General features: G+C 71.3%; 16 protein-coding genes. 9 read left to right on the forward strand and 7 right to left on the reverse strand.

What is annotated here, in order from left to right; genetic code table 11:
• Positions 1-96 precede the first annotated feature (96 nt).
• From ACZ7MG_RS20305 to ACZ7MG_RS20320, 4 genes are all read right to left on the reverse strand, one after another.
• Positions 97-690 carry a UTRA domain-containing protein gene (locus ACZ7MG_RS20305; protein WP_471389076.1) on the reverse strand — a complete coding sequence of 198 codons (594 nt, stop codon included), beginning with the start codon at positions 688-690 and terminating at the stop codon, positions 97-99.
• Between the two features lie 66 nt (positions 691-756).
• A complete protein-coding gene (locus ACZ7MG_RS20310; RefSeq protein ID WP_471389072.1) occupies positions 757-1608 on the reverse strand; it encodes a helix-turn-helix domain-containing protein in 852 nt (283 codons plus the stop codon).
• A 22-nt stretch (positions 1609-1630) separates the two neighbouring features.
• Complete coding sequence (locus tag ACZ7MG_RS20315) at positions 1631-2158, reverse strand: DUF6879 family protein (RefSeq protein WP_471389069.1); 528 nt, start codon at positions 2156-2158, stop codon at positions 1631-1633.
• Positions 2130-2390 carry a hypothetical protein gene (locus tag ACZ7MG_RS20320; RefSeq protein ID WP_471389066.1) on the reverse strand — a complete coding sequence of 87 codons (261 nt, stop codon included), beginning with the start codon at positions 2388-2390 and terminating at the stop codon, positions 2130-2132. The genes ACZ7MG_RS20315 and ACZ7MG_RS20320 overlap by 29 nt, the downstream gene beginning before the upstream one ends.
• Positions 2391-2621: 231 nt before the next feature.
• Between ACZ7MG_RS20320 and ACZ7MG_RS20325 the strand changes: the two genes are divergently transcribed.
• Together ACZ7MG_RS20325 and ACZ7MG_RS20330 are read left to right on the forward strand one after the other, a co-directional pair.
• Positions 2622-2846 carry a hypothetical protein gene (locus ACZ7MG_RS20325; RefSeq protein WP_471389063.1) on the forward strand — a complete coding sequence of 75 codons (225 nt, stop codon included), beginning with the start codon at positions 2622-2624 and terminating at the stop codon, positions 2844-2846.
• Positions 2843-3163, forward strand: coding sequence for a hypothetical protein (locus ACZ7MG_RS20330; protein WP_471389061.1), 321 nt, complete (start codon positions 2843-2845; stop codon positions 3161-3163). Before ACZ7MG_RS20325 ends, ACZ7MG_RS20330 begins: the two co-directional genes overlap by 4 nt.
• Here the strand turns inward: ACZ7MG_RS20330 and ACZ7MG_RS20335 are convergent.
• Positions 3088-3351 (reverse strand): GntR family transcriptional regulator, encoded by a 264-nt coding sequence (locus ACZ7MG_RS20335; protein WP_471389058.1) that lies wholly within the window; start codon positions 3349-3351, stop codon positions 3088-3090. The two genes, ACZ7MG_RS20330 and ACZ7MG_RS20335, sit on opposite strands and share 76 nt — an antisense overlap.
• Positions 3352-3518: 167 nt before the next feature.
• Between ACZ7MG_RS20335 and ACZ7MG_RS20340 the strand changes: the two genes are divergently transcribed.
• The 6 genes from ACZ7MG_RS20340 (at position 3519) to ACZ7MG_RS20365 (ending at position 6679) form a co-directional block, all read left to right on the forward strand.
• Positions 3519-3791: a hypothetical protein gene (locus ACZ7MG_RS20340; RefSeq protein ID WP_471389055.1), complete on the forward strand. Its 273-nt coding sequence runs from the start codon at positions 3519-3521 to the stop codon at positions 3789-3791.
• Complete coding sequence (locus tag ACZ7MG_RS20345; RefSeq protein ID WP_471389052.1) at positions 3791-4093, forward strand: hypothetical protein; 303 nt, start codon at positions 3791-3793, stop codon at positions 4091-4093. The genes ACZ7MG_RS20340 and ACZ7MG_RS20345 overlap by 1 nt, the downstream gene beginning before the upstream one ends.
• Before the next feature lie 87 nt (positions 4094-4180).
• Positions 4181-5017, forward strand: coding sequence for a helix-turn-helix domain-containing protein (locus ACZ7MG_RS20350; RefSeq protein WP_471389049.1), 837 nt, complete (start codon positions 4181-4183; stop codon positions 5015-5017).
• Between the two features lie 83 nt (positions 5018-5100).
• Positions 5101-5568 (forward strand): cupin domain-containing protein, encoded by a 468-nt coding sequence (locus tag ACZ7MG_RS20355; protein ID WP_471389046.1) that lies wholly within the window; start codon positions 5101-5103, stop codon positions 5566-5568.
• The gene (locus tag ACZ7MG_RS20360) at positions 5565-6284 is read left to right on the forward strand and encodes an SGNH/GDSL hydrolase family protein (RefSeq protein WP_471389043.1); all 720 of its coding nucleotides are present in this window, start codon (positions 5565-5567) and stop codon (positions 6282-6284) included. Before ACZ7MG_RS20355 ends, ACZ7MG_RS20360 begins: the two co-directional genes overlap by 4 nt.
• Positions 6285-6310: 26 nt before the next feature.
• The gene (locus ACZ7MG_RS20365) at positions 6311-6679 is read left to right on the forward strand and encodes a DUF952 domain-containing protein (protein ID WP_471389040.1); all 369 of its coding nucleotides are present in this window, start codon (positions 6311-6313) and stop codon (positions 6677-6679) included.
• 16 nt (positions 6680-6695) lie between these two features.
• On the opposite strand, the gene ACZ7MG_RS20370 is transcribed toward ACZ7MG_RS20365, so the two are convergent.
• The gene (locus ACZ7MG_RS20370) at positions 6696-7166 is read right to left on the reverse strand and encodes a hypothetical protein (protein ID WP_471389037.1); all 471 of its coding nucleotides are present in this window, start codon (positions 7164-7166) and stop codon (positions 6696-6698) included.
• 468 nt (positions 7167-7634) lie between these two features.
• Between ACZ7MG_RS20370 and ACZ7MG_RS20375 the strand changes: the two genes are divergently transcribed.
• Positions 7635-8093 (forward strand): NADAR family protein, encoded by a 459-nt coding sequence (locus tag ACZ7MG_RS20375; protein ID WP_471389034.1) that lies wholly within the window; start codon positions 7635-7637, stop codon positions 8091-8093.
• Positions 8094-8134: 41 nt separating this feature from the next.
• On the opposite strand, the gene ACZ7MG_RS20380 is transcribed toward ACZ7MG_RS20375, so the two are convergent.
• On the reverse strand, positions 8135-11254 hold the full coding sequence (locus tag ACZ7MG_RS20380) for an FAD-binding and (Fe-S)-binding domain-containing protein (protein ID WP_471389031.1): 3120 nt from the start codon (positions 11252-11254) through the stop codon (positions 8135-8137).
• Positions 11255-11475 lie beyond the last annotated feature (221 nt).

The following is an 11475-nucleotide window of genomic DNA, read 5'->3' on the forward strand; positions in this document are numbered from 1 at the left end:
TTCTCGGCACCCCTCACGACGTGCTGAGCCGCACCGGGCTATCCCTCGCCGAGGAAGATTGTGCGCCCGCCCCACGGAGAGAGCCCCCTCCCCGTATCAGCCCTCGCCCTCGCCCTCGCCCTCACCTTCGCCCCGAGCCTCCGGTCGCGTCCCGAGTGCGATCTCGTAGCGCAGTCGCTGACGCCTCGCCGGCATCACCATGTGGTCGACCTGGATCGGGCGGTGGTCGCGGTCGAGGGTGACCCGGGTCAGCCGGAGCACCGGCTCGCCCGGAGCGGTGCGGAGGGTCTCGCGCTCCTCGTCGTCCGGGGTGTCGGCCGTCACGTCCTCACGGACGAGGGCGCCGACATGGCCCAGTGCGGCGAGCAGGGTGACGGCCCCTCCCGGGATCTTGGCGGTTCCGGCGAGGCCGGTGCCGCGGGCGATGGCGACCGGGTAGTACGTGTCCGTCAGCTCGTTCGGCTGATCGTCGAGAAGGATCAGCCGCCGGCGTACGACGACGACCTCCCCCTCGTCCACCCCGAACACCCGCGCCACCTCGGCCGGGGCCGCGACCTCCCCCGCGTACAGAATCCGCTGGGCACCGCGCCGCCCCTGAGCCGCCGCGTCCGCACCCCAGGCGTCGCCCTGACCCTTCCCCCTCGGGGTCAGATACGGCACCGAGGTACTGACCCAGCTGTTCGCGCTCATCGCGTCCTCCTGACTGCTCGGGGGCTCCCCGACCTGGCCATCGTGTCCAAGGGGTCGGCCCGCTGATCAGTGCAGCGCCGCGATGGCCTTGAGGATCAGGGCGCGTGCGTCGGCTCCGTACACGGCCATGCTCCGCAGTTGCTCGAACGCCTTGAGGTACAGGGCGATTTCGGAGGGCTGGGTGACTCTCACACGGGCCGACATCAGCTCCACCGACACGAGGGTGTCGTCGTACACGTGGAACAACTCCTGAGGCCACAGCACGCGCTCGCGTGTGGCGCTGGGAATGATGCCGAGCGACACCGATGGCACGGCCCCGGCCGTGAGCAGGTAACCGAGCTGGGCGGCCATCGCGTCCTCGTCACCCAACCGGTAGAAGAGAACCCCTTCTTCGATCAGCATGACGAACCGGTGCCCCGGCTGGTGGATGATCTGTGAGCGTTCGAGACGGGCGGCGGCAGCCTCGTCGGCGTCGTCGGGGATGTCGAGAAGACGGGCGTTGGCGGAGAGCAGGGCACGCGCGTACCCCTCGGTCTGCAGGAGGCCGGGCACCAGGGTGGGCGAGTAGATCCGGAACAGTTCGGTGGCCTGGTACAGCTCCACGTAGCTGTCCTGCAGACGCTTCAAGCCGGAGCGGACCTTGCGCCGCCATTCGCCGTACTGGGACTCGGCGTCCCGCGACTGGACGATGATGTCGGCCGCCTGGTCCTCGGCGCCGCACGCTCGGCACCAGCGACGGATGTCATCGGGAGTCGGGGCTGTGTGGCCGTTCTCGATGCGAGAGGTCTTCGGGTGTGTCCAGCCGCAGTGCACGGCCAGCTCCGTGCCGGTGATGCCCGCATCGGCGCGCAGGTCTCGCAGCCGTTGCGCGACCCGCTCGCGCGCGGCCTGGGCCGAGGAGGACGGGGAGTTGGGCATGAGCTGACCGGGACACCTTCCGCTAGCTGATCTTGTAGTCCTCGTGTGGGACGGCTCGTTCCCACACCGTTTCGAATGCTTCGGCGCACAGCTTCGCCGCAGCGGGGCTCTCGCTGATCTCGCCACCGCCGGAGGCTCCATTGCCGGTGAAGTGGTTCCACCGGATGAGACGGCCATCAATCAGCCAGAAGTCGTTGCCGGGCAGGGCGATGTCGGAGGCGCGTCGGCGCGGCAGCCACCGCACCCGTTCTCCGGCCGCCACGTTCACGCCGGTGCCCGCGTGCTCGTACCGAATGTAGTCACTGACCGGCTCCGAGACGATACGGGCCCGGCGGACCACGACCCCGCGGCCGACCGTACGCCGGACCAGAGCCACCCAGGGCGCCCAGTACGGTGAGCCGGGGTCGTTGTCCCGTTCTCCCGTGCGGTTCCAGTGGTTGAAGTCGTCGGCCTCGCCGCTGACCCCGTAGACGTCGCGCATCTCCAGGTGCACGGCCGAGTGCTGTGCACCGTCGAGGAGTTCAGCGAAGCTCGGCACGTTCTGCGACATCGCAGGCCTTCCTCAGGATCGGCACCATGCGGGCCGGGATACGGACAACTGCTTCGTGGTCGGGGATGCCTGCCGCGTGCCCCGGAGCCTCGAACGCGGCGCATTCCGCTTCGAGTTCCGGTGCCGGCTTCCACCCCTGGATGACCAGATCGTTGGTGCTCTCGTCGACCCACACCGTGGGACTCTCGCCCGTCCCTGTGTTCGGGTCGATCCCGACGAACCGTAGTGTCATCGCCGCCTCCGACGCTCTTGGTGTGCACGTATGTACAACACCGTCAGCCACTGGAGACGGTCGGTCAAGGGGACCTACCCCGGGGGAGCTGTAGAAACGAATCGTTGCGAACATTCATGAACATTGCTGGCCATGGGAGATGTCACGTTCCTAGCGTTGCCAGGCATGACAAGACCCCGGCGGTGCGTGAACACCCCGGGGCGCGGCCAATGCTGCAAGAGGAGCGCCGACATGGCCATGTCCACCCCCCGCCCGGCCCGGCGGACCACGATGGATCCGCCGCCCCTCCTCGGGCTCCCGAACGAGGAGCCGGTACCGCCGGCCGACTGCGAGCGCTGCGCGAGCCTGGCCGAGCAGCGGGCATCCGCGCGGGCCGAGAACGACTGGTCGCGCGTCTCCGACTGCAACGTCCTCATCCGCGCCCACCACCCGCAACGCCCGAAGGCGAGGCGATGACCGTGGACAGCCGTACCGAGGAACGCTGGCTCGACACCGGCTCGGGCCCCGGCCGCACGGTGCGGGTGGAGGTGTACGACTGCGTGGACGAGGACCCCGAGACGGCGTACCGACGCATCCTGGATCACGGGATGACCTGCCCCACATGCCGCACCCTGGACGAGGACGGCCAAGCGAACGGCGACTGCGACACCGCCCGGCGCCTCAACCTCGCCTGGGGGATGGCGCGCCGCGCCTGCGCTCAGTCCGCCTCCGCGGTGGAGTCGGCCGCCGGTGGGTTCTGTGCGACGAAGGAGCCGAGGCCGGGTTCGGTGTAGGTGAGGCCCGCCTCGCGAAGCGACCGGAGGACCTTGTGGGCCGTCGCGTTCGCGATGCCGAACTCCTCGGTGATCTGGACGACGGAGGGGACGCGCGTACGCGGGGGATAGGTGCCGTCGGCGATCCGACCACGCACCACTTTGGCCACCTGGCGCCAGCGCGGGATGTCGGGAACGAACTCCATCATCCCTCCATCATGCGCATGCTTGGACATCTGAGCGATTCATGGAATCCCTAAGATCCCTAGCATGCCTGCATTGCCTCCCGTAGCGTGAGCACACGGAAAACCCCGGCGACGGATGTCCGCCGTCCCGGGGCATGGCCACCAGCCGACCCAGATCGGAGCTGATGACAATGACCGACCTTATCGGTCGCCTCCTCGCCTGGATGAGCCTCGTGCTCAACCCCACCGGCGCACATCGTCGCGTCGCACACCCCGGCACACTTCCGTCCGCCCCTCCCGTACGCATCCCTCCGCCCCCAACCTCCGACTCCCCGCTCCCCGTTCACCGCAGCCCCTACGGCGTGCACGGCCCCCTCGACGGTGCCGCCACCATCGCCGTACGCCCGTACGTCATCGCCGTACCCGGTCCCTACTGGGCACAGGGGACGGAGGTGGCGGCCTGATGTCGGCAGCGGAGGAGGAGGGGGAGTTGCGGCTGCTGCCGTGGGCCGGTGCCGGAGGCAAGCCCTGCTTTCTCATCACCGATGGGCAAGGCGGGCCGGTCTCTCGGCTCGCCGACGCCACCGAGGCCATTCAGCTCGGTATGGGCGGCGAACTCCTCGCCCACGCCCGCGACCTCCTGCCGGACACTCCGCGCGGTGAACTCCGGTTCCTCGCCGAGCGGTTGACCGAGGCGCTCGATGACGCGCTTCGGGTGGCCGAGAGTCGGGGGCGGCGGTTGGAGCAGTCGGGGCGGCTGAACTGAGGCACGGGTGAGGGGCGGTGGCGGTGGCGGACTGGCGCCCCTCGCCGGATGCCGCTGTCACCGCATGCCGGTTCGTACACTGCGAGGGTGGAAGACCACACGGCCACCAGGATCCACGCACGTCCGGCGCCCGCGTTGCGGCGGTACGTCGGCTCGTACGTCGGTTTCGATCTTCGTGGGTTCCCGGCGGGGGTGCACTGCGGTCCGCCGGGCCGCATGCTCACTACGGTGATCAGTCTGTCCGGCCCTTTGGAGGTGGCGGCGGGCGTCGGCGACGGGGCACCGGTCGCCCGATTCGGCAGCGTGGCCGGCGGTCTGATGCGCCGGTCCGTCGCGATCCACCACGACGGACGCCAGGAAGGCGTGAAGGTGTCGCTGACACCGCTCGGGGCCCGGGCCGTCTACGGCATGCCCGCCGCTGATCTCGCCAACCGACTGGTCCCCTTCGACGAGCTTCTCGGAGCGCTCGGCGTCGAGTTGGTCGACCGGCTCCGCGCGGCGACGACATGGGCCGCGCGGTTCGCCGCGCTGGACGAGTCGCTCCTGCGAGCCGTCGGCCGCGGCGCCGGCGGCGACCCCGTCTCCCGGGTGCGCCCCGAGGTGGCCGAGGCCTGGCGCCGCCTCTTGGCCGCGCGGGGCCGCGTCCAGGTGGGAGGGGTCGCCGCGGAACTGGGCTGGAGCCGTCGGTACCTCACCGAGCGGTTTCGCGGTGAGGTGGGCCTGTCGCCGAAGACCTTCGCCCGGATTTTGCGCTTCGAGCACGCTCACGAACTGGCCACCACGCACGACCCGCTTCCGTGGGCCGAGGTGGCGACCGTCTCCGGCTACGCCGACCAAGCCCATCTGGTCCGGGACTGGAGCGAGTTCACGGGCCGATCGCCGACAGCATGGCGTCGCGGCGAAGTCCTGCTCGGGACTGGCTAGTCGCCCACCGGCCGCTCATCGCGTCGGCTTCCGTTCCCTTTCCTTCAAGACCACCCCATGGCTGTCCTGTGACGATCGTCGGCATGAGACTCGTCGATCACGAACCCAACGCCATCGACCTGCGGACCACCCCCGTGCACCTCGGGCTGGGGTCGAGAGCGCAACCCGTCGAGGGCTTCGCCTGGGACCCGGAGGTGCTCCAGGCCTACAGCGCCGCGGTCGCGGCGGACGGCGCCGAAGGCCGGATGGTGACGATCTTCGACGGCGACGGCCTCGGCGACCATTGGGAGCGCCACCCCGCCGGCGATGAACTGGTCGTCTGCCTCAGCGGGTCGGCGACGGTCACCCGCGAGGTGGACGGAGTGCCCGACCGGGTTGTGCTCGGGCCGGGCGAGGCCACCGTCAACCCGGCCGGGACGTGGCACGCGGTCGACATGGCGGGACCCACGTCCATCCTGACCATCACCGCCGGCCTCGGCACCGACCACCGCTCCCGGACCGAAGCCCGCCCGACCGAGCCCACCGGCACGTCCGGCCCGCGAACACCGTGACGACCCGTGTCGCATGCCTCGGCGACAGCCTCACCCGCGCGCAACTCAGCGTCGACTACCTGGACCTTCTCGAACGACGCCGCCCTCCCGGCGACGTACAGCTCGCCCGCTTCGGCGTCAACGGCGACTTCGCCCACAACCTCGCACGGCGCCTCGATGCCGTCGTCGCGGACCCACCGGACGTGATCACCGTGCTGATCGGGACCAACGACGCCCGAGCGAGCCTCGCCGGTTACCCCGTCGAGCGGGCCATGAAGCGCAAACAACTCCCCGAGCGCCCGTCGGCCGGCTGGTTCCAGCAGTGCCTGGGAGCCGTCGTCGAACGGCTGCGAACGCAGACCGACGCGACGATCGCTCTGCTGTCCCTCCCGGTCCTCGGCCAGCAACTCGACGGAGCCGCGGCGCGGGCATCACAGGCATACAGCCGCATGATCGCCGAGGTCGCCACCACCACCAACACGACCTATCTCCCGCTCCACGAACGCCAGACCGAGGAACTACGCCAGGCGGACCCGCTGCCGATTCCCTACCGGGACCCGACGCCCGCGGCAAGCGTCGGCGTCCTCGTCCGGCGCGCCTTGCCGCACCGCAGCCTCGACACGATCTCGCGGCGTCGGGGTCTCGTGCTCACGACCGACCACATCCATCAGAACAGCCGCGGCGCCGCCCTTGTCGCCGAGGTCATCGACACCTGGCTCCCGACCCGGAGCGCGTAGCCGTACCCAGGACGTATAACAGGCGCATGATCTACCACGTCGTATCCCTCGATGCCTGGAACGCCCGCCCCGACCAGCCGTACGCCCCCTCCTCGCTCCCCGAGGACGGGTTCGTGCACTGTTCGCCGGACGAGGGGACGACGCTGGCCGTCGTGAACGCCTTCTATCGGGACGCGCCGAAGCCATTGCATGTGCTGGTGCTCGATGAGGAACGGCTCGGCGCGCGGGTGGAGTTCGAGGCGGCAGATCCCGCGCCGCCGCCGGGGGTCGGGGCGGACGTTCTGTTCCCGCACGTGTTCGGGCCGCTCGACCGTGACGCCGTCGTACAGGTCCTGGAGATCCGGTGGGACGGGGAGGGGCGCGCGGTGGGGCTGGCGGCGAGCCGGCGCGGGTAGCGGCGGTCAGCGCGGCTCAGCCCGTGTCGACCACGACCGGCCGGATCAGCTCGACGGGCTCGTCGCCCCGCTCCTCCCGGACCCCGTCGGCGTCATACACGTCGTACGGCCCCATGAGCCGCGTACCGGCGGTGCCGGCCAGGTACCACCGGCCGCCGACCAGCGCCAGGGCGTAGTACGGGTCCCAGGGGTCGACATCGACGAGGGACGGATGAACGCCGCACAGGACGTCCACGCCGAACCGTTCCCCGAGGTGCTCCGCGAGGCGCAGGTCGGGGTACGGCCCGAGGTCACACTCGTACACGTGCACCACGAGACCGAGCGGCCACGCCGGATCCTCGGTGGGCTCCAGACTCGCCCACAGGCTTCCCAGGTCGTCCGCGTCCGGGACATCGGCTCCGGGGGGCTGAATCACCAACCGCAGACCGGGCGGGACCAATCCCATGAATGCCGCGACGACGTCGGCGACGGTGAGTGCCCGTGACACGGTGACACTGAACATGATCGCCACATAATCACGCCGGACACCTGCCGCACACCGCATGCGGCCTCCGCGTGGTTCACATGCCGAGGAACGCGAACGTCCAGTACGGCCGCCGTGATCGCGACACCCAGGCGGATTCTCCGGCGGCGGGACCAACCCTGCACCTGGGGGCTCTGCACCGCCTCGTGCGCCTTCTCCGTCTCCCCGTCGTGCCGGTCCATGCGCCGCCCGTCGTGCCGAGAGCTGGGGTGGAACCGTATGGAACTCTCCCGATGCTCCCCGTGTCCGGCCGGACACGAACGGTGAGCGAGGCGGCGCACGGGGGCGCGGGCAGGGAGCCCCCGACCGCCGGGCGCCGGTTTCGTGGCGGGGAAAACCGGTTGTGGGGGCGGGGGTACGACTGGCACGGTGCGGTGTTCCGTAACACCCATGTACACCCATGTACACCCATGAAGTCCCCGTGAGGTTCTCGTGACGATCTACTTCTATGGCGCCGACGAGGTCCCCTACGGATGCTTCTCGAACTTCTCCGATCACGGCTTCGACCTCGACGGGGTCCGGTGGCCGACGTCGGAGCACTACTTCCAGGCGCAGAAGTTCAAGGGCACCCGCCACGCGGAACTCGTCCGGCGTGCGCGGACGCCGCTGCGGGCGGCGGAGTTGGGCCGTGACCCGTCCAAGCCCCTGCGGAGGGACTGGGAGCGGGTCAAGGACGACGTGATGCGTCGCGCGGTGGCCGCCAAGTTCCGTGCGCACGCCGATATCCGCGCCGTTCTGCTGTCCACCGGTGACGAGGAGATCGTCGAGGACACCACCACCGACCACTACTGGGGTCGGGGCAGGACCGGCACCGGCAAGAACATGCTCGGGCGCATTCTGGTGCGCACCCGTGGTCAGTTGCGTGCCGACGAACCGGCGGAGAAGAAGTAGCGGCGGAGTCGGGCGCGTTTTCCGGACGTTCTTCGAGGCGGTCAGCGGGAGGGAGGCACCGCTTTCTCCAGTGCCTCCGCCAGTACCTCCGCCAGGTGCAGCCCGGGCCTCCCCGCCAACTGCTCCAGCTGCGTCCGGCAGGAGAAGCCGTCCGCCAGGACCAGCGTGTCGTCGGTCGCGGACCGTACCGCCGGGAGGAGTTGGTCCTCGGCGCAGGCCACGGAGACGTCGTAGTGGCCCTTCTCGAAGCCGAAGTTGCCGGCGAGGCCGCAGCAGCCGCCGCTGAGGTCGCCGGTGAGGCCGGCGGCGGTGCGGAGGCGGCGGTCGGGGGCGTCGCCCAGGACCGCGTGCTGGTGGCAGTGGGTCTGGCCGACGACCGGGCGGTCCACGGCGGGCGGGGTCCAGTGCGGGGCATGGCGTTCGAGCGCCTCCGCGAAGGTGACGACCGAGGCGGCGAGCCGGTGGGCCCGGGGGTCGTCGGGGAGCAGCTCGGGGAGGTCGGTGCGGAGCGTCGCCGCGCAGCTCGGTTCGAGGACGACGACGGGGAGGTGGGGTGGGGTGAGGTCCGGGTCCTCGGCCAGCAGCCGTTGCGGGACCGGGCTGAGGACGTCGAGGATGTCGAGCGTGCGGCGCAGCACCGCGCGGGCCCGGTCGAGCTGGCCCGTCGAGATGTACGTCAGTCCGCAGCAGACCCGGCCGGTCCGCATCGCGAACAGGGTGCGGGTGAGGCGCAGTTGGGTGAGGGCGACCTCCTCGCCCGCCGCCGCCCGCCGCACCCACTCCGGCTTTCGCTTCATCCACAGCGTCGGCGCCACGATCACCTGGAGCCCGGCCGCCTCCAGCACCTTCAGCGCGGCCTGCCCCACGGACGGCGAGAGATGCTCCGTGAAGGTGTCCGGCCACAGCAACACGGTCACGGGTGCCCTGTCGCCCCCGTCCGCCTCCTCTCCCACCTCCGCAGAACCCACCTCCGCAGACCCCACCCCCGCAGACCCCGCCTCCCCCGCAACCACTTCCCCCGCGGCCGCCTCCTCCCGCCGTGCCTCCTCCGTGAGCATCCGGTGGTACCACCGTGTGAACGGCACCCTCGCCAGCCGCGGCAGCTCCCGCTCCCCCGCGATCCCGCCCAGCCGTTTGGCGAGCGCGGCGACGGGCCGTACGCCCGCGAGGAGGTTGACGAGGCCCGCCGTGCGCGTACGGGCGACCAGGCCGAGCCACACCGGCAGTCGGCCCATCGCGTAGTGGGACGCCGGGCGGCGGCGCCCCGCGTAGTGGTGGTGGAGGAACTCCGCCTTGTACGTGGCCATGTCGACGCCGACCGGGCAGTCCGAGCGGCAGCCCTTGCAGGACAGGCAGAGGTCGAGCGCGTCCCGTACCTCCAGGGAGCGCCAGCCGTCGGTGACCACCTCGCCGGCCAGCATCTCGTGCAGCAGACGGGCCCGGCCCCGGGTGGAGTGCTCCTCCTCCCCGGTGGCGCGGAACGAGGGGCACATCACCGCTCCGGACGCCGGACTCACCTCGGTCGTACGGCACTTGGCGACGCCCACACAGCGCCGTACCGCCGCCGAGAAGTCACCGCCGTCGTCCGGGTACGCGAACTCCACCGGCACGGGTGTACGCGGCAGGACCGCGAAGCGGAGGTTCGAGTCCAGGGGGGCGGGGCGGACGAGCATGCCGGGGTTGAGGAGGTCGTCGGGGTCCCAGACGCCCTTCACGCGCTCGAACAGCCGGACGAGATCAGCCCCGTACATCTTCGGCAGCAGCTCCGCGCGGGCCTGGCCGTCGCCGTGTTCGCCGGAGAGGGAGCCGCCGTGCGCGGTGACCAGTTCGGCCAGTTCCTCGGAGAAGCGGCGGAAGCGGCCGATGCCCGCCGGGGTGAGGAGGTCGAAGTCGATACGGACGTGGATGCAGCCGTCGCCGAAGTGGCCGTAGGGCGTGCCACGCAGGTCGTGGGCGGTCAGCAGGGACCGGAAGTCCCGTAGATACGCGCCCAGTCGGGCCGGGGGCACCGCGCAGTCCTCCCAGCCGGGCCACGCCTCGCTGCCGTCGGGCATCCGGGTAGCCGTACCGCTCGCGTCCTCGCGGATGCGCCACAGCGCGCGCTGGCCGGCGGCGTCCGTCACCACGAGGGAGTCCACGAGCGCGCCGTCGGCGCCGGCCGCGCGGACGAGCGCGTCGGCGTGCGCCCGCGCCTCGGCGGGCGTGCCGCCGCCCGCCTCCACGAACAGCCAGGCCCCGCCGCGCGGCAGCCCGGTCTCGCCCGGCGGGACGAGGTCCGCCGCCATGCCCTCCACCGTGAGCGGGTCGTGCGGCAGCAGCCCGGACGCCGCCTCGGCCGCCGCGCTCTCGTCGGCGTACGCCAGAACGGCGAGGGCACGCGCGCGGGGGGACTCGACGAGCCGTACGACCGCTTCCGTGAGCACCCCGAGCGTGCCCTCGGAGCCACAGAAGGAACGGGCGACGTCGGTGCCCTTCTCGGGCAGCAGCGCGTCCAGGGCGTAACCGGAGATACGGCGGGGGAGGTCGGGGAAGCCCATGCGCAGGCGGGCCAACTCGCCTTCCACCAGCGGGCGGAGGCCGTCCGGGGCGCCCGCCCAGCCCTGCCCCAGCCGCAGCGCCTCACCTCTTCCCCCGAGCACCGACAGCTCGCGCACGCTGTCGGCCGTCGTGCCCCAGGCGACCGAGTGGGAGCCGCAGGAGTTGTTGCCGATCATGCCGCCGAGGGTGCAGCGGCTGTGTGTGGACGGGTCGGGGCCGAAGCGCAGGCCGTGCGGGGCGGCGGCCTCCTGGAGGCGGTCCAGGACGAGGCCGGGCTGCACGACCGCCGTCCGCGCCCCGGGGTCGAGGGAGACCAGCCGGTTCATGTGCCGGGTGAAGTCCAGGACCAGGCCCGTGCCCGTGGCCTGCCCGGCGATCGACGTGCCGCCGCCGCGCGCGACGACCGGGACGCCGTGCTCACGGGCCACGGACAGGACGGCCGCCACGTCGTCCGCGTCCCGGGGCGCGACCACGCCCAGCGGCACCCGCCGGTAGTTGGAGGCGTCCATCGTCGTCAGCGCGCGTGCGGTCGCGCCGAAGGAGACCTCGCCGCGCACGCCCGCCGCCCGCAGCGCGGCCTCCAGCGCGCCCCGCGGCCCCGCCGCACCCCCGATTTCCGTCATGCGTCCCAGGATGCACCCGACCACTGACAGTGACCATCGGGTGACGTGCCGAGGGCGTGTTTTCCGGTGGACAGGCGGCGCGCCGCTCACCGGGAACGTTGGCTTGATTCCGGAGAGCTAACCTGAAACCGGCCAACCCCCGTCGCGAACTCCCCTATAGTGACGCCCAATTGAGCACAGATTGAGCACAGACCGAGCATTGATCTAGCACCAGACGTCGC

This window comes from Streptomyces sp. NPDC107538, from assembly GCF_055657445.1.

Excerpts from the sequence above, each read along its gene's own strand:
- ACZ7MG_RS20305 (WP_471389076.1), bottom strand. The coding sequence starts at position 690 with ATGAGCGCGAACAGCTGGGTCAGTACCTCGGTGCCGTATCTGACCCCG.
- ACZ7MG_RS20310 (WP_471389072.1), bottom strand. The coding sequence starts at position 1,608 with ATGCCCAACTCCCCGTCCTCCTCGGCCCAGGCCGCGCGCGAGCGGGTC.
- ACZ7MG_RS20315 (WP_471389069.1), bottom strand. The coding sequence starts at position 2,158 with ATGTCGCAGAACGTGCCGAGCTTCGCTGAACTCCTCGACGGTGCACAG.
- ACZ7MG_RS20320 (WP_471389066.1), bottom strand. The coding sequence starts at position 2,390 with ATGACACTACGGTTCGTCGGGATCGACCCGAACACAGGGACGGGCGAG.
- ACZ7MG_RS20325 (WP_471389063.1), top strand. The coding sequence starts at position 2,622 with ATGGCCATGTCCACCCCCCGCCCGGCCCGGCGGACCACGATGGATCCG.
- ACZ7MG_RS20330 (WP_471389061.1), top strand. The coding sequence starts at position 2,843 with ATGACCGTGGACAGCCGTACCGAGGAACGCTGGCTCGACACCGGCTCG.
- ACZ7MG_RS20335 (WP_471389058.1), bottom strand. The coding sequence starts at position 3,351 with ATGATGGAGTTCGTTCCCGACATCCCGCGCTGGCGCCAGGTGGCCAAA.
- ACZ7MG_RS20340 (WP_471389055.1), top strand. The coding sequence starts at position 3,519 with ATGACCGACCTTATCGGTCGCCTCCTCGCCTGGATGAGCCTCGTGCTC.
- ACZ7MG_RS20345 (WP_471389052.1), top strand. The coding sequence starts at position 3,791 with ATGTCGGCAGCGGAGGAGGAGGGGGAGTTGCGGCTGCTGCCGTGGGCC.
- ACZ7MG_RS20355 (WP_471389046.1), top strand. The coding sequence starts at position 5,101 with ATGAGACTCGTCGATCACGAACCCAACGCCATCGACCTGCGGACCACC.
- ACZ7MG_RS20365 (WP_471389040.1), top strand. The coding sequence starts at position 6,311 with ATGATCTACCACGTCGTATCCCTCGATGCCTGGAACGCCCGCCCCGAC.
- ACZ7MG_RS20380 (WP_471389031.1), bottom strand. The coding sequence starts at position 11,254 with ATGACGGAAATCGGGGGTGCGGCGGGGCCGCGGGGCGCGCTGGAGGCC.